This window comes from Neorhizobium sp. PAMB6716 (assembly GCF_058242805.1).
In genome coordinates this window covers 626,254-646,569 of sequence record NZ_JBZAYW010000002.1, presented here as the reverse complement: position 1 = coordinate 646,569, position 20,316 = coordinate 626,254, and the positions used below count along the sequence as shown (strand labels likewise).

Annotated in this window: 18 protein-coding genes; 4 read left to right on the top strand and 14 right to left on the bottom strand. The window is 60.3% G+C overall.

The genetic code is table 11. The features are described 5' to 3' along the window. Window positions 1–29: 29 nt before the first annotated feature. The 3 genes from AC4CWH_RS21610 to AC4CWH_RS21600 are packed head-to-tail and all read right to left on the bottom strand — an operon-like array spanning window position 30 to window position 3,793. Complete coding sequence (locus AC4CWH_RS21610; protein ID WP_491322254.1) at window positions 30–1,034, bottom strand: ABC transporter permease; 1,005 nt, start codon at window positions 1,032–1,034, stop codon at window positions 30–32. Continuing rightward, a complete protein-coding gene (locus AC4CWH_RS21605) occupies window positions 1,031–2,596 on the bottom strand; it encodes a sugar ABC transporter ATP-binding protein (RefSeq protein ID WP_491322253.1) in 1,566 nt (521 codons plus the stop codon). The genes AC4CWH_RS21610 and AC4CWH_RS21605 overlap by 4 nt, the downstream gene beginning before the upstream one ends. A gap of 27 nt (window positions 2,597–2,623) precedes the next feature. Beyond that, a complete protein-coding gene (locus AC4CWH_RS21600) occupies window positions 2,624–3,793 on the bottom strand; it encodes a sugar ABC transporter substrate-binding protein (protein WP_491322252.1) in 1,170 nt (389 codons plus the stop codon). A gap of 192 nt (window positions 3,794–3,985) precedes the next feature. On the opposite strand from AC4CWH_RS21600, the gene AC4CWH_RS21595 reads away from it, so the two are divergent. After that, complete coding sequence (locus AC4CWH_RS21595) at window positions 3,986–4,852, top strand: helix-turn-helix domain-containing protein (protein ID WP_491322251.1); 867 nt, start codon at window positions 3,986–3,988, stop codon at window positions 4,850–4,852. Window positions 4,853–4,894: 42 nt separating this feature from the next. Here AC4CWH_RS21595 and AC4CWH_RS21590 read toward each other — a convergent pair whose 3' ends face one another. From AC4CWH_RS21590 to AC4CWH_RS21565, 6 genes are all read right to left on the bottom strand, one after another. Further along, complete coding sequence (locus AC4CWH_RS21590; RefSeq protein WP_491322250.1) at window positions 4,895–5,437, bottom strand: DODA-type extradiol aromatic ring-opening family dioxygenase; 543 nt, start codon at window positions 5,435–5,437, stop codon at window positions 4,895–4,897. An 836-nt stretch (window positions 5,438–6,273) separates the two neighbouring features. Then, the gene (locus AC4CWH_RS21585; protein ID WP_491322249.1) at window positions 6,274–7,458 is read right to left on the bottom strand and encodes a M20 aminoacylase family protein; all 1,185 of its coding nucleotides are present in this window, start codon (window positions 7,456–7,458) and stop codon (window positions 6,274–6,276) included. A gap of 73 nt (window positions 7,459–7,531) precedes the next feature. After that, entirely contained in the window at window positions 7,532–8,311 is a 780-nt protein-coding gene (locus tag AC4CWH_RS21580) for an amino acid ABC transporter ATP-binding protein (protein ID WP_491322248.1), read from the bottom strand. Further along, on the bottom strand, window positions 8,308–9,234 hold the full coding sequence (locus AC4CWH_RS21575; protein ID WP_491322247.1) for an amino acid ABC transporter permease: 927 nt from the start codon (window positions 9,232–9,234) through the stop codon (window positions 8,308–8,310). Before AC4CWH_RS21575 ends, AC4CWH_RS21580 begins: the two co-directional genes overlap by 4 nt. After that, a complete protein-coding gene (locus tag AC4CWH_RS21570; protein ID WP_491322314.1) occupies window positions 9,231–10,118 on the bottom strand; it encodes an ABC transporter substrate-binding protein in 888 nt (295 codons plus the stop codon). The genes AC4CWH_RS21575 and AC4CWH_RS21570 overlap by 4 nt, the downstream gene beginning before the upstream one ends. Before the next feature lie 60 nt (window positions 10,119–10,178). After that, complete coding sequence (locus AC4CWH_RS21565) at window positions 10,179–11,147, bottom strand: substrate-binding domain-containing protein (RefSeq protein WP_491322246.1); 969 nt, start codon at window positions 11,145–11,147, stop codon at window positions 10,179–10,181. A gap of 101 nt (window positions 11,148–11,248) precedes the next feature. On the opposite strand from AC4CWH_RS21565, the gene AC4CWH_RS21560 reads away from it, so the two are divergent. Beyond that, window positions 11,249–12,577 carry an aminotransferase-like domain-containing protein gene (locus AC4CWH_RS21560; protein WP_491322245.1) on the top strand — a complete coding sequence of 443 codons (1,329 nt, stop codon included), beginning with the start codon at window positions 11,249–11,251 and terminating at the stop codon, window positions 12,575–12,577. Window positions 12,578–12,648: 71 nt separating this feature from the next. On the opposite strand, the gene AC4CWH_RS21555 is transcribed toward AC4CWH_RS21560, so the two are convergent. From AC4CWH_RS21555 to tauA, 3 genes are all read right to left on the bottom strand, one after another. Continuing rightward, complete coding sequence (locus AC4CWH_RS21555) at window positions 12,649–13,437, bottom strand: ABC transporter permease subunit (protein WP_491322244.1); 789 nt, start codon at window positions 13,435–13,437, stop codon at window positions 12,649–12,651. Window positions 13,438–13,499: 62 nt separating this feature from the next. Further along, the gene (locus AC4CWH_RS21550) at window positions 13,500–14,297 is read right to left on the bottom strand and encodes a taurine ABC transporter ATP-binding protein (protein ID WP_491322313.1); all 798 of its coding nucleotides are present in this window, start codon (window positions 14,295–14,297) and stop codon (window positions 13,500–13,502) included. Between the two features lie 59 nt (window positions 14,298–14,356). Continuing rightward, window positions 14,357–15,364 carry a taurine ABC transporter substrate-binding protein gene (tauA, locus tag AC4CWH_RS21545; RefSeq protein WP_491286614.1) on the bottom strand — a complete coding sequence of 336 codons (1,008 nt, stop codon included), beginning with the start codon at window positions 15,362–15,364 and terminating at the stop codon, window positions 14,357–14,359. Window positions 15,365–15,581: 217 nt separating this feature from the next. On the opposite strand from tauA, the gene AC4CWH_RS21540 reads away from it, so the two are divergent. Both AC4CWH_RS21540 and AC4CWH_RS21535 read left to right on the top strand, forming a co-directional pair. Further along, window positions 15,582–16,325, top strand: coding sequence for a TSUP family transporter (locus AC4CWH_RS21540; RefSeq protein ID WP_491322243.1), 744 nt, complete (start codon window positions 15,582–15,584; stop codon window positions 16,323–16,325). A 27-nt stretch (window positions 16,326–16,352) separates the two neighbouring features. Beyond that, entirely contained in the window at window positions 16,353–17,114 is a 762-nt protein-coding gene (locus AC4CWH_RS21535) for an SDR family NAD(P)-dependent oxidoreductase (RefSeq protein WP_491322242.1), read from the top strand. 69 nt (window positions 17,115–17,183) lie between these two features. On the opposite strand, the gene AC4CWH_RS21530 is transcribed toward AC4CWH_RS21535, so the two are convergent. Then, window positions 17,184–18,566 carry an aminotransferase family protein gene (locus AC4CWH_RS21530; RefSeq protein ID WP_491286621.1) on the bottom strand — a complete coding sequence of 461 codons (1,383 nt, stop codon included), beginning with the start codon at window positions 18,564–18,566 and terminating at the stop codon, window positions 17,184–17,186. A gap of 105 nt (window positions 18,567–18,671) precedes the next feature. Beyond that, window positions 18,672–20,237, bottom strand: coding sequence for a MocR-like pyridoxine biosynthesis transcription factor PdxR (gene pdxR / locus AC4CWH_RS21525; RefSeq protein WP_491322241.1), 1,566 nt, complete (start codon window positions 20,235–20,237; stop codon window positions 18,672–18,674). Window positions 20,238–20,316: the final 79 nt, after the last annotated feature.

Sequence of the window (20,316 nt, the reverse complement as noted above, 5' to 3'; positions counted from 1 at the left end):
CTGTTTCTCCGATGCAATATTGAAAAGCGTCAGCTCTGCAGGCGCACGCGCAGCTGATCGAGGCCGACTGCCATTAAAAGGACGACGCCGCGGGTGACGTCCTGCCAGAAGGACGACACGTTCATCAGCGTCAGGCCGTTGTTCAGCGTGCCGAGGATCAGAACGGCGATAAGGGTGCCCCAGACGCTGCCGCGCCCGCCGAACAGGCTGGTGCCGCCGAGGATGATGGCCGCAATGATTGTCAGCAGATGCTGTCCGGCAGCATTCGGCGCTGCAGCGCCAAGCATTGCAGCAAGGATTATGCCGGCCGCAGCGCCCGAAAGTCCGGAGACGATATAGAGCACCATCTGGGTCCGCTCGACGGGCACGCCGAGCAGGCTGCTGGCCTCCGGGTTGCCGCCGGTGGCGTAGACGAAGCGTCCGAAGGGTGTCTTCGACAGGATCAGCCAGAGCGCGGCGAACACGAGAAGCATCAGGATGATCGGAAACGGGATGCCGAACAGGCGGCCGGATCCGAGCCAGTTGAAGGCCGGAACGAAGAGAGGCTTCGACAAGCCGCCGGTCATCACCATGGAGAGACCGGAAAAGATACTCATCGTCCCAAGTGTGGCGATGAGCGGATTAAGCTTCAGCCGGGTAACGATGAAGCCATTGAGCACACCAACCGCGCAGCCGATGACCAGCGCCGTAAAGCAGCCCGCCCAGATATTGATGCCGTTGGCATGCATCAGCGCCACGATGACGCCGGCTAGACCGGCAACGGCGGCAACCGAAAGATCGAGCCCGCCGCCGATGATCAGTGGCGTACCGGCGGCGGCCATCAGGCCGATGAACGCCATGTTGGTGCCGATATTGGACAGGTTGCTCAGCGTCAGGAAATAGGGTGAGAGCAGCGTGAACGCTGCCAGAAGCAGGATGTAAAACACCAGGAGTAGCACGATGCCGGCAGCGGGGCGGCCGAGAAGGTCGGTCAGCGAACTTGCCTGCTTCTTCGAAGCACCCGGCGCTGCGGGAATGGAGGACGACTTGCTCATGCTTTCTCCAGTTCATTCGTATCGCGCACGGCGGACCGAGGCTCGGCCGCCCGCATCAGATCCGCCGCAGTCGCGTCGCGCCCAAGCTCGGCCACGACCTTTCCATCTTCCAGAACGAGGCTGCGATCGGCGAGCCCCGCAACTTCTTCGGCGTCGGAGGAGACGATCAGGATCGCCAGTCCTTCATCTGCCAGACGGCGGATTTCCGCGTAAATCTCGCGCCGGGCGCCGAGATCCACACCCCGCGTCGGCTCTTCAAGGATAAGAAAACTCGGACTTCCGAGCAGCCAGCGGGCGAGGCAGATCTTCTGCTGGTTGCCGCCGGACAAGAGGCGGATCTCCTGATCCGGGCCCGATGTCTTGACCCGCAGTGTCTTGATCCAGTCCCTGGTGCATGCGTCCTCGCGCTTCTCATCGACGACGCCAGATTTTGTGAACAGGCTGAGATAGGGCAGCGTGGTGTTGGTGCGCACGGACAGATTTCCGATCAGTCCTTGGCGCTTGCGCTCGGCGGCAACAAAGCCGATACCGCTGCGCACACTCTTTCGCGGCCTCGACAGGCCGATCTCGATATCGTTCAGCCGAACGGCTTTGGCGCGTGCGGAAGGTTCGGCACCATAGATGGCACGCCCGATCTTCTCAGAACCCGAGCCAATCAGTCCGAAAACGCCGAACACCTCACCGCGCCGCACGGACAGCGAGACGCCGTCAAGCCATCCGGGAAGAGACAAGCCTTCGACGGAGAGGACGGTCTTTGCATCCGGAACCATCGTCGATTTGGCCGGATAAAGGTCGCCGAGATCGCTGCCAAGCATGGCCGTCAGAACCTGGTCGCGATTGGTCTCTGCCGTCTTGAACTGGCCACGAACCTCGCCATCCCGCAACACGACGATCCTGTCGCTGAGCCGGAAGACCTCGTCCAGATAATGCGAAATATAGATGATGGTGACACCCTGAGCTTTCAGGGCCTCGATGACCTCGAACAGATTGTCGGCGTCCGCCTCGCCCAGCGACGCCGTCGGCTCGTCCATAATCAGAATCTGCGCCTTGCCGGAGAGCGCCCGGGCGATTTCGACAATACGCTGCTCGGACAAAGGCAGCGAGCCCATGCGCCGGCCGGGCGCGACATGACCGAGCCGCAACCGCTTGAGCAGCGCGTCCGCCTGTCCGACCATCGCCGGCCGGTCGATCAAAGGAATGCCCGCAAACCGTCGCTTTGGCATGGAGCCAAGCGCGATGTTTTCGGCAACCGAGAGGTCCGGATGCACCGAAAGCTCCTGCGGCATCAGCCTTATGCCGGCCGCGATCGCATCCTGCGGTGTGGAGATGCTCCTGATGGTGTCGTCGATCCGGATCTGTCCGCTGTCCAGCGTATAGACGCCGGACAGGATTTTCATCAGCGTCGACTTGCCAGCACCGTTCGCCCCGAGAAGTGCGACGATCTCACCCGCATGGGCCGAAAGGGATACGTCCTTCAAGACCGTCACGCCGGCAAAGGCTTTGCTGACATTGGCAATCTGGAGCCGCGGATTGCGGCTCCCTTCGGTTCGCTCGTCGGTCATGTAACGCTCCCCTTGACGGCATCCCGCTCACTGCTGAGGGAGAATGGCCTCGTAGCCCTTCAGCCAGTCCTGCTTCTTCAGGTCTGCGAGGTAGGCTGCGAATTCCGTTTCCGGAAACACATAGCCATCCGCCTCGCCGACACAGGGAAACTCCTTGTAGAACTGGCAGATATTGGCCTTTGTGACCATCTGGTGGGTAACAAACGTCGCTTCCGGAACGGGCTTTCCGGCGAGAGCCGAGAGCGCAATCGGGATCAGGTAGTTGCCGTAGCTGCCGGGAAAGGAGCCGGTTGCCGCGACCAGGTTGGGATCGGTCGCGAGCGCCTCGGCCTCGTCCGCCCCGTTGCCCACAGCCATCGCCTGATCGACGCGGCCCGCAGCCCGCACGGCCTGCAGCATCCCCATCGTCGCCTGGTCGTTGATCGCGATGATAAGGATCGGCACGCCAGGCGGAATGCGGCCGATGACGTTGTTCATCTGCGCAAAGGATTCCTGCAGCGTGTTCTTGGTATCGATCTCGATGATGTGATCGGCCGGGAAGTCCTTGGTCAGCGCCATGAAGCCGGCCCGCTGGCCTTCCGTGCGCATACGCGGGATGACGCCCGATTGCGGCAGGGCACCGATGACCAGATAACCGGTCTTGACGACATCGGCGCCGAATTTCTTGGCAGCCGCCGTCGCCAGATAGGACCCGCCCATGAAGCCCGACTTCGGATTGTTGACGCCAAAGAAGCTCGCGCCCGGCATCGGGATGTCGATCGCCGTCACCTTCGTGCCGTCCGCTTTGAACACGTCCATGACGGTCCGACCGAAATTGGCATCGGTCTGGAATTCGATGACGTAATCGACCTTGCGTTCGGCAAAGGATTTGGCGTTGGCAAGCGCGGTCGGCCCGTCGAGACGGTTATCCGCGATAACAAGTTCGACGCCCGCGGCGTCAGCATTCTGCTGGATGCCTTTTTCGACGAGCACGCCGAAGGAAATGTCGCGCTGCAAATTGGCGAAGCCGATGCTGTAGCCCTTGCCGTTCTTCGGCGGCGTGACCTTCGCCGCTTCCGCCGCCATCGACTTCAGATTGTCGGCCGATAGCATGTTGCCGTCAAATTTCACTGGATCGAACCCGTGGAAATCCTCGGCATAGGAAGCAGACGCCGCAAGGCACGCGGCAACCACCAGCAGTCTGGCTTGATGTTTCATATCTCTCTCCTCCCGGCCCCTGCCCTCCCTGGCAGCGGCAGCCGCTGATAATCTCAGCGCAGATGTTCAGGTCATCCGAAAACTGACCTTACCCACTGACGTTAACATCTAGCATTTTCGTTGACACGACAGCATATTCCGCAAAAATGATCTTTTGCATTCAAAAAATGATCCTCTGGCGCAGTAGGGAACATGAAGAACTATTTCGTTTACATGCCGGACAATCGTCTTTGCGCGGCCTGGGGATGTACAGCCGTTTCCACCGGCTATACAGAAATCGCGCCCTATTCCGACTATCCACCGAGCCGTCATCCCGACGATCACCATTTCAGCTGGTCGCGCGGCCGCATCCTCAATGCTTATCAGGTGGTGCAGATCAGCGCCGGCAGCGGGCGGCTGGAATTCGGAACAGAGCGTCGGCAGGTCACAATCGGCGAAGGCTCGATTTTCCTGCTCTTTCCCGGGGTCTGGCACCGGTTTTCTCCAGATCGGCGCAGCGGATGGGTTGAGCACTGGATCGAATGTCGGGGAAGCGCCTTCGACTTTGCCTGCGATGCAGGCCTGCTGCAGTCGGAAAGACCTATTCACCAGAGCAGCCCAGAAATGTCCGGCGTATTCGCGGCGATCCACGCGCTGTCTCAGGATGATCCCTTACGCGATCAGCCGCTGATCTCGACCCTCGGCCTGCAATTGCTCGCCCTTTTGTGCCGCCCCAAGGATATTAACAGCAACGCTTCCGGCAGGCTCGTCGATCGTGCGCGGATGATTCTGATGGAGCGTTGCGGTCAGCCGCTTTCGGTCGAGCATCTCGCTGAGGAACTTGGCGTCAGCTACCCCTACTTCCGGCGGCTGTTTCGCGAGCAGACCGGCATGTCGGCCAAGCAATATCAAATGACGGTCCGCATCCAGCGGGCTGGCGACTTTCTTGTGAACACCGACAAATCGGTAAAAGAGATAGCCGGTCTTCTTGGGTTTCACTCCGCGTTCCATTTCTCCACTCAGTTTCATCAACTTATGGGGGCAAGCCCCACAGACTTCAGGGTGATGAAACAGAGGTGAGACCGCCACACTTGACAGCGATAATTCCGTATTCCTCTGCAATTAAACAGTAGCGTACCGTTCAAAGAGGCGATATCCGCCGATTGTTTTGCCGAACGGGGCGTCATGGAAGTCGACTTGCGCGGTGGCACCCGATGCCGAGCCTGCAACAACCATCAGCGGCAGCAAATGCTCAGCGTCTGGATGCACTAAGCGCGCGCCGGGAGCCTCGAGCCAGTTGATGAGCATCTTTTCGCGCGTGTCGGGAGCGATCATCGCCGCCGTAAGCCAAGTGTCGAAGGCAGCAGAACCCCCGTCTTTTCCATTCGTAAACGTGCTCAGATTGTGAAAGCTGTTGCCGCTGCCAACAATAAGAATATTCTCGGCGCGCAGCGGTGCCAGTGCGTGGCCGATCGCCAGATGTGCAGCAGGATCGAGGTCTCGCTGGAGCGACATTGTGACGATGGGAATAGCCGCGGACGGGTCGATAACCATCTTAGGCACGAACACTCCGTGATCGAAGCCGCGCTGTGGATCCTCAGCGACGGAAATACCCGCGCAGTCGCTGCGCAATGCCGCGCGCCAAGACTGGGTGGCCCGGCGCATCGTGGCGGATCGTGGCGGATCGTATATGTATGGGGCGGAAAGCCATTGTAGTCGTAAATCATGTCGGGCAAGGCGGCCGTGCTTACGGTGGTAGTTTCAGTCTCCCAGTGCGCTGAAATGATCAGGATCGCGTCGGGGCACTGCGGTAAGCTTCCAATAATGCCTGCCAAATAGTTCCGCAAAGGTCCGAAAGGATCGCCAGGAATTTCGATGGAGAAGCATGGCCCTCCGCCGTGCGAGATAAAGATTGCGGGCTGGGGAGTGTCCGAGTGACTCCCGCTTGCCGCAGTCATGCTAAGAGTGTGACTCGAAAAGGTTTCAACGATATCCGTATCTTGCCAAGCGCCGTGTCAGGACGCGGAAAGGCGAAAACGTCAGCCGCCGAGGTTCGACTGCATCCGCAAACCACCCAGCACCAGGAATTGGCGCAAGTCGATCGGCAAATCTTCTACCCGCCCTCCTACGTTGAGGTCCAACGCGTTGCTCCAGAGGGTTATGGCGCGCTGAGATGGTATCGCCCTTAAGGCAATTGGCAACCCTGTCGGATCGGCGAACACCGCGTTCCAAACCATTTCCTCGGTATCGCGCCATTCGACATCGAGATGGACCGCCGCATGGGAAAACAGGTTGCGAAGAGCGTGGGCGGGAAGCGTCGCCCCTCCATAAAGCTCGCTCCAGTCAACTTGGGCGATGTAGGGGTACTCGTAAACATCACCGAAAAACGACTAATGAGGCTTTTAAGAACACCTTCTGAGATACGATTTAAACTCGACGCCGACGAAGAAAACCTCTCTCCAACCAAAAAATGAGTCACGGGGAGCAGTGGCCGGCTTAGCCTATTGATCGAGATACCGCTCTGCGAGCCTAGCCCACATCGCGGCCCCGGTGGTGAGGCTGCCATCGTTGAAGTCATATCCCGAGGAATGCAGAATTGCTGAGTCCTTGCCGTTTCCGAGGCGCAGGAAGCTGCCTGGACGATGTTCAAGGAAGTAGGCGAAGTCCTCGCTGCCGGGCAGAAGCGGACACGTCGATACGTTTTCAGCGCCGATCAGCTCCTCTGCGACGGCGTGGGCAAACGCGGTTTCTTTTTGGGAATTTACCACGACAGGATAGCCGTGCTCGTAGTCGATCTCGGCGGTGGCGCCATGCCCTTCGGCAACGCTTGCCGTCAGCTTGCGGATCCGCTCTTCAAGGAAGGAACGGATCGCGGGATCGAAGGATCGCACGCTCATCGAGATCTTTGCTGTGTTCGAAATGACGTTCGAGGCTTCGCCTGCATGAATTGTACTGACGGTCACGACCGCGGTCTGGGTCGGGTCGACATTGCGCGACACGATCGATTGAAGTGTCATAACAAGGTTGCAGGCGATCAGGACAGGGTCCACCGTCAGATGCGGCCGCGATGCGTGTCCGCCCTTGCCCTTGATGGTGATCCTGACCGTATCGCCGGCGGCCATGATAGGACCTGGACGCGTAAGAAGCGCACCAGCAGGCATGCCGGGATGATTGTGCAAACCGAAGATAGCATCGATGGGAAAACGCTCAAACAGGCCATCCGCGATCATCTGCTGAGCGCCGCTCACTTTTCCGGCTTCTTCCGCCGGCTGGAAGATCAGGGTCACGGTGCCGTTGAAGCGTTTTGTCTTGGCCAGATATTCGGCGGCACCGAGAAGGACGGTCGTGTGACCATCATGCCCGCAAGCATGCATCTTGCCGGGAACCGTGCTGGCATAGGTCAGGCCGGTTTCTTCCTCGATCGGCAGGGCGTCCATGTCTGCCCGGATGCCGATGCTCCTGGTGCCCGTGCCGTTCTTCAGCACCGCCACGACACCATGCCCGCCGACATTGCGCGTGACATCGTAACCCCAGGCTTCCAGCTTGTCGGCCACGTAGCAAGCGGTTTCGGCTTCTTCAAACGAGAGTTCCGGGTGGGCATGCAGGTGATGGCGGGTCGCCTTCAGGCCTGCTTCCATGGCCTCGAAATCGGAGACGCGAGCGTAGAGATTGTCTTGACTTGGCATGCGGATTCCAGACTTTTCGAATTTAGGAGGACAGTCCCCCGGCCTTCGACCGGAGGCTTAAAGCGGATTTCGCTCAGAGGAAGCGCGACAGGAAAGATTGCGTGCGCGGATGCTGCGGATTGCCGATCACATCCTCGGGCCTGCCTTGCTCAACGATGACGCCGCCATCCATGAACACGACGCGATCGGCGGCTTCCCTGGCAAAGCTGATCTCATGCGTCACGACGATCATGGTCAGGCCCTGTTTTGCCAGATCCCGCATGGTCGCCAGCACTTCGCCCACCAGTTCGGGATCGAGCGCCGAGGTCGGCTCGTCAAACAACATCAGCTTCGGCTTGATCGCCAATGCCCGGGCTATGGCGACACGCTGCTGCTGGCCGCCGGACAGCTGGCGGGGATAGGCATCCGCCTTTTCCGAGAGGCCGACGCGCTGCAGCAGCAGCCTGGCATTCTCTATTGCATCCTTGCGGCTTTCGCCGTGGACGCCGACCGGCGCCTCGATGATGTTCTGCAAAACGGTCATGTGCGGATAGAGATTGAACTGCTGGAACACCATTCCGATCTTGCGGCGCTGCCTTGCAATGCCGTTGGCGGACAGTTTTTCCAGCCGATCGTTCTTCAGCTTGTAGCCGATCTGCTCGCCATCCACTTCGATGAAGCCCTTCTGGATGGCCTCCAGATGGTTGATGCAGCGCAGGAAGGTCGACTTACCGGAGCCGGATGGGCCAAGGATGACGACAACTTCGCCCGGCATGACGTCGAGATCGATGCCCTTCAGCACTTCGAGATGATCAAACGCCTTGTGGACGTTACGGGCCTGCACCAATGGCTTTGCTGTGTCGTTCACGGTCAATGGCTCGCCTCCCCTGTCGCTGCTTCGACCTTCGCGACACCGGCATTGCGGCGCTCGCTGCGGCCGTAATAGGCCTCGATATAACTCTGGCCAAGATTGAGGACCGAGGTGATGAGCAGGTACCAAAGGACCGCGACCAGCAACATCGGAATGATTTCGAAGGTGCGGTTGTAGATCGACTGGACCGAGTAGAGCAGATCGGCCATGGCGATCACGCTGACCAGGGAGGTCGCCTTGATCATGCTGATCAGCTGGTTGCCGGTTGGCGGCACAATCGACCGCATCGCCTGCGGAATGATGATCCGCCAAAGGGCACGCCCCTTGGTCATGCCAAAGGCCTCTGCGGTTTCGGCCTGTCCGCGATCGACCGAAATCAGGCCGCCACGAATGATTTCCGCCATGTATGCCGCTTCGTTGAGAGCCAGTCCGACGATGGCAGCCGTCATCGGGGTGATCACCGAATTGGTGTCCCAGCTGGCCAGCGTCGGGCCGAACGGAATGGAGATCGAAATCGCCGGAAACAGCGTCGACATGTTGTACCAGAAGATCAACTGAACCAGCAGCGGTGTACCGCGGAAGAACCAGATGAAAAGGGAGGCAAAACCCTTGGCGAGCCCATCATTCGACATGCGCATGATGGCGATCACCAGGCCGACCACGACCCCGATGATCATAGCGACCACGGTCAGGCCGAGGCTGACGTAAAGGCCACTGATCACGGTCGGGTCGAAGAAGTACCGGGCGACGACCGGCCAACCGAAGCCTTCGTTGTTGGCGATGATCCAGCCGAAATCTATGACGACAAAAGCGATCACGAGCCAAAGAAGCAGACGGCCGGTTCTGAAAGGCGTGTGGGCCGTCGCCACATCGCGAAAGTTTGCAGCCCCCTGAGGCGCCGCATCACTTCGTGTGCTGTTGATCATTTTGGAAGCTGCCCACCCAGATTGATGCCGGGCTGCTTGATCATGTTGTTCTCGAGGCCCCACTTCTTCATGATTGCGCCATAAGTGCCGTTGTCCATCAGCACCTTGATAGCATCAACGAAGAGCGGACCAAGAGGCGACCCCTTGGGAACGACCGCACCCTGGAAGATGTCTTCGAAGCCGTTCTTCTGGCCGACGCCGGCCAATTCCAGCTGGCCATTCGCCTGGGAGACGAAGTAGGTCAAAGGCGCCTGGGAGGAGAAGAAGGCGTCAGCGCGCTTGGAGCGCACGGCGAGGATGGATGCCGGCTGGTCCGTGTAGGACTGGACTTCAACCGCGCCCTTGCCCTCCGTGACGCATTTCTCCGACTGGACCTTGATCACCCGTTCCGCAGATCCGCCCGCCATGACCGAGACCCGTTGGCCACAGGCCGTGTCGAGCGAAGAGATGCCCTTGGGATTTCCCTTCAGCGTCGCGAAAACCACGAACTCCTGAACCCAGTCGACAAAGTCGTTGGCAGTCTCGCGATCCTTGTAGTCGCCGACCGGACCGAAAGCGAACTGGTAGCGGCCAGAGTTCACACCCGCCAGCAGCGCCGGAAGGCCGCCCACTGTGGCATGTTCGATCTTGACGCCGAGAACCTGTCCCAGGGCGTCCGTGAGATCGGCGCTGGCACCCGTCATCTCCGTGCCGGTGACAATTTCATAGGGAGGGAAAGAGCCGTTGTTGACGGAGATCATCTTGCCGGCGGTCTTGATGTTTTCCGGCAGTCTGTCGTGCAGTTCCTTGTTCACGTCCAATGTCCGGATAGCGTCCTGCGCCTGGGCGACACAGGCCAGAGCGACGCCGGCGAAGGTAAGAGCAATAAATTTCTTATGCGACATGGTCATTCCCCTTGTTTTACGAATGCGTGTTTGTTTGGAACTTGCAGTTTCGGCCACAGATCAGATTTGGCTGCCGTCCGTATCGAACTGGAAAAGCTCTTCCGGCATCATCTCGCGCTTCATGATGCCTTGCGCATGGAGCTCCCTGGCGAAGTCGCCGATCATCTTGCGGTTTGCTGCAAAGCCGCTAGCGTCCCACCCTTCAGGGAGGTCGCGAGAGGTTTTGAGCACCTCGTCGAACATCCACGGCGTGGTTTCCGCATACTTGCGGCGCTTCTCCGTCCACATTTTCTGGCTCTCATCGATCAGACGGCTGATCTCGGCAATCACCCATGGGTTTTCGGCCACAACCTCGGCCTTGATACCGATAAGATGCATGCCTGGAACATAACCGACGTCATTGAAGTAACGCTGCTCCTCACTGCGGAAATCGCGCAGGACCTGACGAAAGGGCGAACCAGGTTCGAAATAGCCGTTCGGCATGAAGGGCGTGAAGATCGCATCCAGTGCGCCTTCACGCAGAAGGTCCACCATCGGGCGTTCGCCGGGGCATGCCTCGATCAGACCGGGCTGGCCAAAACCATCGAGTCGGTCGGTGTTCGGATGCGCCTCGGTCAGCCGTCCAGCATACCACATGGCATCCGTGACCCCGACACCTTCGCGGCGGATGGCGGCGCGGGTCCAGGTGTTACCGCTGTCGCGCCAACCCGTGACACCGATGCGCTTGCCGGCCAGTTGGCCAAGCGTGGTGATGTCGCTGCCGGCCATGGTCATGATGCAGCGGTGTCGAAAGCCGCGCATGATGAAGTTGGGGATGCCGACGACGGTTTCATCGCCGTCATAACGGAGCTGGGTGTAGCGGCTGAAGGAAACCTCGGCCGCCTCGTGGTCCGGGTCCTTGCCGATATGCGACACCAGCGTTCCGATGCGATCGACCTGAAGATCAAGCTTGTCGGAAGAGACATCGCCCAGAACAAGCGGCGTCATGTAGTCCCAGTCACGCAGTGCAATACGAAGGCGCAGTGTCATTTGAGTTACTCACGGCAGAAATGCTGATAGGCCAAAGATAAAATGTTCAATTCCAAATGATCAAATGTTATTACGTTATTGAACATTTAAATGATGACGAAATGATCGATGCCTATAATTCGGCCTGGTTTGCTGAAAAATTGAGCGATCGCTCAATTCGCGGAATCGCGTTAGAGACCAGCGCCTTAATCCGAGTCGGAGCGTTGCCCGTGGGCGCAAAGCTGCCTCCAATCCGCGATCTGGCTTTTTCGCTGGGCGTGAGCCCGGCCACCATTTCGGCGGCCTGGAGCGAGCTACGTCGCCAGAAGATCATCACCGGGCGCGGCCGCAACGGCACCTGTGTCAGCGGCGACCGCTTCGTCGCCAAGCCGGAGAGACTGGCCAGTGTCGGCCATTACGGTGCCGGGGTGCTCGACCTGACAATGGCCGTGCCCGACCGGGCGCTGCTGCCGAGGCTCGAGAATGCATTGGTTCATGCGGCATCGACGGAAAGGCTCAATAGCTATGAGCGCAGTCGCATCCTACCGGAGCTTGAGGCAGAAGTTCGCCGGACCTGGCCTTACGAGGCAGAGGCATTTCTGGCGACAAACGGCGGATATAACGCAGTCTACACGCTGATCCATGCGCTCGTGCCGCCAGGTGCCGCCGTTGCCATAGAAGAGCCAACAGCTATGCGGCTTCTCGATATCCTGGAAGATCACGGGGCCAAAATCGTGCCGATCGCCTGCGATGCCGACGGCCCCCTGCCCGCTTCCCTAAGGCAGGCAATGCTCAGCAAGCCAGTCGCCTTCATCTTCCAGCCAAGGCTGCACTCAGTGACTGGCCAGACCGTGGCGCCTCAGCGAATGGCGGAACTCGCCGAGGAACTTCGTGATAGCGACGTGCTGATCATCGAGGATGACGGCCTAGCGGATATTTCCGACGCGCCACGCCAGTCGCTGGGGCGCGTTTTCCCCGATCGGGTCATCCATATCCTGTCCTACTCGAAGACCTTAGGGCCGGATCTACGCCTGGCGGTTCTTTCCAGCACGCGCACGATCATCGATCAGATCCAGTCTTATCGGAGCTTCAGCTCTGGGTGGACAAGTCGCATCCTGCAGGGGGCAGCTGCCTGGATGCTGCGAGACGAGACGACGGCACAAGGCCTAAAAGAGGCACGCCGGATCTATCAGGCGCGCCGCGACAATCTTGTGAGGGCTCTGGCAGACCGTGACGTGTTTGTGCCGTCCGGGGGTGGTCTATGCGCCTGGGTTCCTGTCGCCTCCGAGCCATTTGCTCTCGTCACGCTTGCGGCGCGAGGCATTGCCGTACACCCGGGCAAGAAATTCGCGGTTCAGCCCACCCACCATCTGCGGGTGGCAACCAGCAACCTCACCGATCGATATGGAGAGGTTGCAGATGCGATAGCGCTGGCCGCCTCGGGTGGTTAAGTGCCTGACGTGCAGATACTGTTTTAGACAAAGGCCGTCGATCTGACCGCCGTCTCTGGCAGGTGCGTTTTCTAGGCCATGCCACGCCACGGAACCAGCTTCTTCTCCAGCCAGCGCATGGCAAATTCGAAGACCACGGCGAAGAAGCCGATCACAAAGATGCCCATCAACACGATGTCGGTGCGCAGGAAGTTCGAAGCGTTAAGGACCATCTGGCCGACGCCTGTCGAGGCCGCCACCATTTCGGCGGCAACAAGCGTCGTCCAGCCGACACCCATGCCGATCCTCAGACCGACCAGAATGTCGGGAAGCGCTGCCGGCAGGATCACGAAGCTCAGCAGTTGCAGGCGGCTGGCGCCCAGTGCACGCGCAGCGTTGATCTGGTCGGACGAGGCGGCCAGCACGCCGGCGCGCGCGGCCAGCGCCACCGGTGCGAAACAGGCGAGGAAGATCAGCAAAACCTTGGAGGTCTCGCCGATGCCGAACCAGATGATCACCAGCGGTAGATAGGCGAGCGGTGGCAGCGGCCGGTAAAATTCGATGAAGGGGTCGAACATGGCACGGATAGCCGGACTGATGCCCATGGCCAGGCCGACGGGAATGCCGATCAGTGCCGCGAGCACAAAGGCGAAAATGACCCGGAACAGGCTCATCGCCACATGTTCCGTCAGCGGCGCCCCGTCAATTCTTCCATCGATCGCATCGGAAAACGCCCTGAGCACCGTCTCCGGCTTTGGCAGGAACAGCGGCTTGACCAGGCCGAGATGGGTGACGACCAGCCAGACGGCCAGCATGAAGGCCACCACCAGCATGCTGATCAGGCCGATCTGCACGCCGCTGAGCGGCCTCCTGCGACGCATTTTCCTAGCCTGCCTGCGGGCCGGGATGGCTGCCGTTACCGAATGACTTTTCGAGAAATCGTTCATGCTGCGGCATCCCGTGTCATCCCGTCTCCCTGGTGGATGGCTGCAAGAACTTCCTCGCGAACAGCGATGAAGTCCGGCGAGGATTTTAAAGCCCGCGCATTGCCGCTTTCGAGGAACCGCCTGCTGAACTCCAGCGGCATGATCCTGGCTACTCGGCCGGGTCTCGGCGTCATGATGATCAGCCTGGTGGCAAGGAAAATGGCCTCCTCCACGTCATGAGTGATGAAGAAAGCCATCTTGCTGGTCTTTGCCCAAACGCCGAGGATCAACTCCTGCACCTGCTCGCGGGTAAAGGCGTCAAGCGCGCCAAGCGGCTCGTCCATCAAAAGCATGCGCGGATCGGCTGCCAGCGCGCGGGCGATTCCGACGCGTTGCTGCATGCCGCCCGAAAGTTCGTAGATCTTCTTGTCGGCAGAACCGTCGAGTCTGACAAGATCGAGCATGTGGCGGGCACGCTGGAGCCGCTCCGCTTTCGGCATGCCCTGCATGCGCAAGCCAAATGCCACGTTCTCGACGACGGACAACCAAGGCATTAGTGCGTGGCGCTGGAATACCACGCCGCGATCGGGGCCCGGTCCGCTCACCGGTTGGCCGTCGATCAAGATCGTGCCGTCGGTCACCGGTTGGAAACCGGCGATGCAGGAAAGAAGCGTGGTCTTGCCGCAGCCGGAGGCACCGAGCGCCACAACAAACTCTCCTGGTCCGATATCGAGATCGATACGCGACAGCGCGACCGTGCCGCCTTCGCCTTCTCCGTAGTGGACGCTTACATTGCGGATCTGAAGCATCGAGATCACTCCGTCAGAAGCTGTGCGGGACCGAAATCCTCGGTCCGGCCGTTGGGAACCGTCGCCTACTTGGCGGCTGACTTCACATATTTGTCGGTCACGAAGGCCGCATAGTCGGGAGCGAGATCGGTGACACGGCCCTGTTCCTTGAGGAACTCGGAGGTCGATTGCAGAGCCTTGGCGGCACCGCCGCCAAGCCAGGCCGCCGACGCCTGTTCCTCGAGTGGCGGGAATTTGTAAGCGGCCATGCCGGCCGGAACGTCGGCGGCGTTAGCGCCGGTCCATTTGACGACAGCACGAACCTCGGTGGAGTCCGGCGTCCAGGCGGCCTTGTTCTTGGCATAGTCCGCGTCGGAGGCGGCCAGGAGCTTGACGAATGTCGTCATGAACTCGGCATTGGCTTCGGCAAATTCGTCGGTGACGACGATCCCGTCGAAGGTCGCCTTGCCCTTGGCGGCGAAATCGCCGGCACTGGCAATGACGGTGCCGCTTTTTCTGGCGACATCCAGAACCGGTGCCCAGATAAATGTCGCATCGATATCACCGCGCTCCCACGCGGCGGCGATTTCCGGCGGCCGCATGTTGAGCAGCTTGACGTCCTTGGACGAAAGGCCGGCTTCTGAGAGCGCATACATAAGTTGGTAATGCGAGGTCGATACGAACGGCACGGCAACCGTCTTGCCCTTGAGGTCGGCGATCGTCTTGATGTTGCTGCCGTTGCGGGCAACCAGTTGCTCGGCATTGGCGATGTCGTCGAGGATCCAGAACAGCTTGATCGGCAGGCCCTGGGAAGCTGCCGCGGCAACCGGCGAGGAACCAGCTTCGCCCATATTGACGTCGCCGGACGACATGGCGCGGATGACGTCGCCACCGCCACCGAATTTTACCCATTTGATCTTGTAGCCCGTTTCGGCCTCGAGCTTGCCGGATTCCATCAGCACGCGGATGGGGGTCATCATGTCCTGATAGGCGAATGTCAGGCTTTTGTCCGCCGCCGAGGCGGTGAAGGATGCGCCGAACACCATGCTGCAGGCCATGGCCACGGATGCGAATGCTTTGCTCAGGCGCTTCATGAACTTCACTCCTAAAAGAGGACCGGAAACTACCCGCATTAAGCGTGAAGCAATTGCCATGCCGAAAGAGCCAGTTGCGGCGATTCGCCAGTCATCTGGCCCTGTGCATGCACACTGGCCCCATCATTGATGCCGTCTGGCTCTCACCGGCATTGCCCCGTTTGCCTAGACCACTCCGCCGAAGTGGTTCGGCAGCCGCTCTGGCTTTGGAGGGGGAATGGAGGCGCTGGCAATTGCGATCGTGACGATCGGCGCGGGCGGATTTCGCGGCGTGACCGGCTTCGGTTACGCGATGGTCGCCTCACTTGGCATTTCGGGAGCGATGATGCTGCCGGCCGTCAGCGTGCCATTCATCCTGCTCAACGATTTGCTTCTGACAGGCTTCACATTGCTCAATCGCAAGCATGGCGCGATTGACTGGGTTGCGGGCCGCATTCTTCTTCTCTCGGGTCTCTGCGGCGCCATCTGCGGCGGATTGCTGGCAGCACGGCTCGACGGAGACATGGCCCGGATGATGATCGCGATCATCGTCGCGCTTACGGCCTGCGTAGCCATGATCCGCAATCCACCCAGTTGGCTGGCCGGCCGATCCTTCGGCATGCTGTTGGGCTTTACCGTCGGGCTGCTCTTATCAGCCTTTGCCGTCGGCGGGCCGCTGGCGGCCGCATGGCTGCTGGCCGGCGGAACGCACCGGCCATATGTTCGCGGCACACTGGCGGTCTTTTTCGGCGTCGTCGATCTCGCCAGCCTCGTGAGCCGTTTTTTCCTCGGCACGATTGATCTGCAGCTCATGCAACTGCTCGCCTTCTATTTCCCGCTGACGCTCGCCGGTTTTGGTGTCGGCTTTTTCCTGTCACAGCGAATGTCACCGGACCTTTGGCACAGACTATCGTCCGGTGGTCTGGTTTTGATCGCCACCATCGGCCTTGTCCAAGCCATCGGCGCATTCCTCACCGTCTGATCTCTGATCCCTCGAAAGGAACCTATCATGCAGAAAACCGCCCTCATTACCGGCGCCACCGCGGGCTTCGGCGAGGCCATAGCCCGGCGTTTCGTTGCCGAAGGCTGGAACGTCATCGTTACCGGCCGGCGAAAGGATCGTCTCGATCAGCTGGTCCTTGAACTGGGAGGAAAGGCACGCGCCATCGGTATCTGTTTTGACATCCGGGATGAGGCAGCCACGCGCGCTGCACTCGCGTCGCTGCCCTTGGAGTTCCAGGCGATCGATGCCCTGATCAACAATGCCGGCCTGGCGCTCGGCACCGGAATGGCCGACACATGCGATCTTGCCGAATGGAAAACGATGATCGACACCAATATCACCGGTCTCGTCACCATTACCCGGCTTCTGCTGGAAACGCTGGTCGCGCGCCGCGGGCTTGTGGTCAACCTGGCGTCGATCGCGGCGAACTGGCCCTATCCCGGCGGCAACGTTTATGGAGCCAGCAAGGCCTTCGTGCGCCAATTCTCGCTGGGCCTGCGCAGCGACCTTTCGAGCAAGGGCGTACGCGTGACGTCGATCGAGCCGGGGCTGTCGGAAAGTGAGTTTACCCTGGTGCGCACCGGCGGCGACCAGGCGTCCTACGACCGATTGTATCAGGGCGCCAATCCGCTGCAGCCGGAGGACATCGCCGAGACCATCTACTGGGTCTCCAGCCTGCCGGCGCATGTCAACATCAACAGCCTTGAGATCATGCCGGTCAGCCAGTCCTGGGCGCCGTTCCAGGTTCATCGCGAACAGACGGCCTGATCAGCCAATGAACAAGGGCTCGGCCAATCATGGCGAGCCCTTGTCTGGAACGGAAACCGCGCGCAGCTGTCAGCCGAACACTTTTGTCAGCGCCCGATCGACAGTAGATGTGATCGCGTCGATATCGGCAGCCGTTGCGATCAAGGCCGGGCTGAAGCACAGCGTGTTGTTCAAGCCTGGCAGCGACCTATTGGTCGCGCCGATAATGACGCCATCGCTCATGCAGGCACCGATGACTGCCTGAACCTGTTTTTCATCGACGGGTGTCTTCGACTGCCGGTCGCTGACCAGTTCCGCACCGCAGAAAAGACCCAGACCCCGGACATCGCCGATTACCGCATGGCGTTCTTGCAACTCCCGCAGGTTGGCGCGCATGCGTTCACCCATGCGGGTGGTGTTTTCCAACAGCCCTTCCTCTTCAATGATGCGCATGTTTTCCAGCGCAGCAACCGGGCCGGCAACACAGCCGCCAAACGTCGAGATGTCGCGGAAATAGGACATCGGGTCCGATGGGTTGTCCTTGAAGAGGTTGAAAACCTTTTCATGGGTGACGGTGCAGGAAATCGCCGCATAACCGGAGGCGACGCCTTTCGCCATGGTTACGAAATCCGGTTCGATGCCGAAATGCTGGTAGCCGAACCATTTTCCTGTGCGGCCAATCCCGCAGACAACCTCGTCGATATGGAGGAGAATGTCATATTTCCGGCAGATTTCCTGGACCCGGGGCCAATAGCCGTCGGGTGGAACGATGACGCCGCCGCCGGCGGTGACGGGCTCGAGGCAGAGTGCGCCGATCGTCTGCGGCCCCTCCCGCAGGATGACCTCTTCGATGGCGTCGGCGGCACGCTCGCCGTAATTGTCGATGTCACCATACTGGCTGCGGTATTCGAGGCAATGCGGCACCTCGACGAAACCCTCGGGCAGCGGTCCGTACTGTTCGCGCCGTTCCGGCTGGCCGGCGGCCGCCAGCGTGCCGAGCGTGGTGCCGTGGTAATCGCGTTCGCGGTAAAGGATCTTGTATTTCTGGCCGCCATGATGACGATGCGAAATCTGCCGCACCATCTTGAAGACCTTCTCATTGGCCTCCGATCCTGAATTCGAATAATAGACGCGGGTCATTCCCGGCATCTTTTCGATCAGCTTTTGCGCAAAGAGCGCGCCGGCGACGGAGCCGGCGGAATTGGCGAAATAGTTGAGCTTGACCAGCTGATCGCGGACCGCGTCGGCAATACTTTCCCGGCCAAAGCCGACATTGACTGTCCACACGCCGCCGGAAAGCGCGTCCAGATATTCACGTCCGGTCGCATCCCATACCCGCATGCCGCGTCCTTCGACGAAAATGCGCGGATCGGCCGTCTCGAAGGTCTTGTGCTGGGTCAAATGGTGCCAGACATGGGCGCGGTCGGCTTCGATCACGGCCTGGATATCGTTGGGCAATATCGCCGAATTCATGGGGCATCTCCTTGAACGTGGAATGTTCGCATAGCACGGCCCCGCAGCCTAGTGATGGCGCAACCCGCTCTGGCACCATGGAATGTCCGTTCTGGACCCACAGTGTCAGGGGGCACTCAAGGTCGGATGGATGGAGGCGACCGCTCGACGTGGCACGGATGACGAGACGGTTGGTCGGGACGGCTCGACGAATGGCGCCAGGCGCGACAGACCCGCCTCGATGCGGTTTGCCGCAATCGAACCGAAGCCGAGCCGGAAGAGGCGGCGGCCGTGCGCCGGGTCGCTGAAGAAGATGTCGCCCGCTTCGACCAGGACGCCCGCCTGCCGGGCTGCCTCCATCATGCGGCGGGCGTCAAAATCCTTCGGTCCCTCTATCCAGAAGCTCGTCGCTCCCTCGCCTCGCGTCACCGTGCAGGATGGCAACAGATGCGGAAGGCATTCGGAGATGATCCGCGCCCTTTCCAGCATCACGGTTCCGGTGCGGTTGAGGTGCTGGCGGTAGTGACCGAGCGCGATAAAGTTTGCGAGCGCACGCTGGTTGTTGGTGGGCGGGTGGCGCAGCATCAGGCGGCGCAATACCCGCAGCTCGTCAATGACCGGGCGCGGCGCAACGATGTAGCCCACCCGCAATCCCGGCGCGAGCACCTTGGAAAAGCTGCCGACATAGATGACGCGACCATCGCTATCCAGGCTCTTAAGGGAGGGGATGTCACCATCGCTTTCGATCGAAAGATCGGCCTCGTAATCGTCTTCGACAATCAGGACGTCATCGACACGTGCCGCCTGCAGCAACATTTTGCGGCGTTCGAGCGGCATCACCGACGTGGTCGGGCATTGGTGGCTAACGGTCAGGAAGGCGACGTTGCTGCGCGCAAAATCCGCATCCGGAATCACGCCCTGGCGGTCGAGGTTAAGGCAGACGATGTTCGATGTCGCTAGGCTGACCATGTTGCGCACATCCGGGTAACCCGGATCCTCGATGCCGGCCGCAGTGCGGCGGCTGACCAGCAGCTGCACGAGCATCGACAGGGCCTGCTGCGAGCCGATCGTCACGATGATCTCGCCGGCACCGGCAAAGATGCCGCGACGTGGCAGGACCTGGCTGCGCAATTGTTCGACCAGATCCGGGTCGTCATCATCGATCATGTCTCCCGCCCAGCCCTGGATCTCCCTGACACTAGAGGCAGCGCGCACGGCCTCGCGCCAGTTGTTGGTCGGAAAGAGCGCCGGGTCATATTGCCCGAACAGGAAGGGATAGGGATAATCCAGCCAGTCCCGCGGCTTGCAGATCTGCCGCTGTGCGGAAGGCTGGATGGCAAACCGTGCCTGCCACTGGCCGAACGAAGCCGACGGCGGCTGGTTGACCACCGGTGCCGCTCCGCCGGCCGCCACGAAAATGCCGCTGCGCTCCTTCGAGATCAGAAAACCTTCGTCTGTCAGCAACTGGTAGGCCGTCGTCACCGTGTTGCGGGCAATGCCCAGAAGGGCCGCGAGCTGTCGGGTCGATGGCAATCTCGTATTGCGACTGAGCACACCGGTCTCGATGGCATTGACGATCATGCGGCGGATCTGCAGGTTGAGAGCCTGCCCGTCCTTGTTCAACGCACCGAACAGGCGCCGCCATGTGACATCCGTGACCGATTGCTGGCGCTGGTTTTTCAAAGTCTTCATGGCATCTGCGAAGCAAAGAACGGGCCAGTTGTTCCCCTGTCGGTTGCGGCTGATTGCGATAGCCGCCTCGTCCGTCAAA